2 protein-coding genes and 1 pseudogene are annotated in these 2011 nt (G+C 60.5%); all 3 read right to left on the reverse strand.

What is annotated here, in order from left to right:
* Nucleotides 1-732: HesA/MoeB/ThiF family protein (locus Q7L05_RS17350; protein ID WP_303909574.1), on the reverse strand; the 732-nt coding region annotated here is incomplete at its 3' end.
* 122 nt (nt 733-854) lie between these two features.
* The gene (locus tag Q7L05_RS17355) at nt 855-1256 is read right to left on the reverse strand and encodes a hypothetical protein (protein ID WP_303909576.1); all 402 of its coding nucleotides are present in this window, start codon (nt 1254-1256) and stop codon (nt 855-857) included.
* A gap of 503 nt (nt 1257-1759) precedes the next feature.
* Nucleotides 1760-2011 (reverse strand): annotated as a pseudogene (locus Q7L05_RS17360) (peptide chain release factor N(5)-glutamine methyltransferase); the annotation flags it as partial.

A 2011-nucleotide genomic window follows, 5' to 3' on the forward strand; every position in this document is an offset into this window, starting at 1 on the left:
GACCGGGCAGGCGGGGTCTTTGCGCAGCCGGAGCGTTCGCCATTCCATCGACAATGCATCGAGCAGCAGTAGACGCCCCCCCAGGGTCTTGCCGATACCGAGCAGAACCTTGACCGCCTCGGTCGCCTGCACGGTGCCGATGATACCGACCACCGGGGCCAGTACGCCGGTGAGATTGCAGTTTTCGCCCTCACCGCTTTCGTCCCGGTAAAGACAGCGATAACAGGGCGCATCATCCCGCTCGTTGTGGAACACCGTCACCTGACCTTCGCAGCGAACCGCCGCTCCCGAGACCAGTGGGGTTCGGTGACGCACACACGCCTCATTGAGAGCAAAGCGGGTCTCGAAATTATCGGAACAGTCCAGCACCACGTCAGCTTCCGCGACCCGGACGCTCAGGGCATCTCCCTCCAATTGCCCGTCGATGATCTCGACCGTCACATCAGGATTGAGCGCTCGGATAGCGTCCCGCGCCGACTCGACCTTGGAGCGGCCCACATCGCTGTGCCGATGAATCACCTGCCGCTGAAGGTTGCTGAGTTCCACCCGATCGAAATCGACCAGAGTCAGCTTACCGACACCGGCCGAGGCGAGATAGATGGCCACCGGCGAACCCAGCCCGCCCATGCCGATGATCAGCGCATGCGACTCGAGCAGGCGCCGCTGGCCGTGTGCCTCCACCTGGGGAAGGGTGATGTGCCGGCTATAACGTTCGAGTTGGTCTTCGTTCATCTTCAACTAAAGGCATGAGATACGAGGGAATGAACTCGCTGCGCGAGTGTTTGATCATAATCAGGTTGTGCGCACAGCGCACGCTTTCCCTTGCACCTCGTATCTCGCCTCTCGTCCCTGCCTCATTGGTATTTGCGCCAATACTCGGGGCGGCCGTCGCGACAGCCGTGCTGGAGGCGTTGATAGCGCTGGATGAATACGTGGACACCGGTGTTGCACTGCTCAAGCCCCATATTCTGGCGTTGGGTCTCTTCCGTGTAGTAGTAGAGCGCCCGCTTGAACTTGGCCATCAGGTGGTTGGCCAGATGGAACCCGAGTTCGGTGAGCGCGTCATCGATGATGTTGAGCGTCACATGGCGGATGTCATACCCGACCAGAAGCTGTGTGTCACCTACTGGACGCGCGTACAGAACCCCCTCCACCCCATTGAGAAGCAGGCTGGCGGCTTTGGCCTGGTCATCGGGGCGAAGCGTGCAGAACAGAATCTCGCGGTGTTTAATCCGGCTGTCTGGATCAGTATCCATGCTCACCATCTTAGCCCGAAAATTTCATCGAATGCGAGCCTGCCCGGCGACACACGATCACGTAGGGCGCATTCTCGATACGCTTCCGAAGCGCCCATAAAGCCGCCGCATTTACCGGATCCCCCATACCGGGTGTGAGGCCCGGCAATAAATGCGCCGCGACTCCGATCGTTTGGCGAAACGACTGTAGGGCGCATTCTCGATACGCCCCCGACATTACCATAAAGTCGCGCATCGACCGGAATTCCCCAAACCGTCGTTGGGCTCGACAATAAATGCGCCGCGACTCCCGTGTTTTGGCGAAACGGAGCATTTGGAGAATTTGGCCGTCCTGGGGCTATCCGGATGTTGGCGTCTCCGGCAATTCGTGGTGCGGACATTTGGAAGAATGCACCCTACGGGTTCGGCGCAACGGTGCATTTGGAGAATCTGGCAGTTCCGGGGCCTGACCGGATTTTGGCGCCTCCGGTCGTCGATGCTGCGGGCATTTGGAAGAATGCACCCTACGGAGGCTTTTGTCCGCCGCTTATCCGCTCCTGTCCGCTGAGGTCCCGTTCGGTGAACACGTTCACAAAACCGGCGTTATCCAAAAGCTGGCGAACGGCACCCCCCTGGTCGAAGCCGTGCTCCAGCAGCAGCCAGCCGCCGGTTTCCAGGTGCGCCGGTGCGCCGGCGACCAACTGGCGGATGGCGTCCAGCCCATCGGGGCCGGAAGTCAGCGCCGAGCGGGGTTCGAAGCGGACATCCCCTTCCAA

This window comes from Thiohalomonas denitrificans (assembly GCF_016841685.1).
In the GTDB taxonomy this organism is placed as follows: Bacteria; Pseudomonadota; Gammaproteobacteria; order Thiohalomonadales; family Thiohalomonadaceae; genus Thiohalomonas; species Thiohalomonas denitrificans_A.

Bases quoted from the DNA above. Each gene is read 5' to 3' on its own strand.
- Q7L05_RS17355 (WP_303909576.1), bottom strand. From the start codon at position 1,256: ATGGATACTGATCCAGACAGCCGGATTAAACACCGCGAGATTCTGTTC.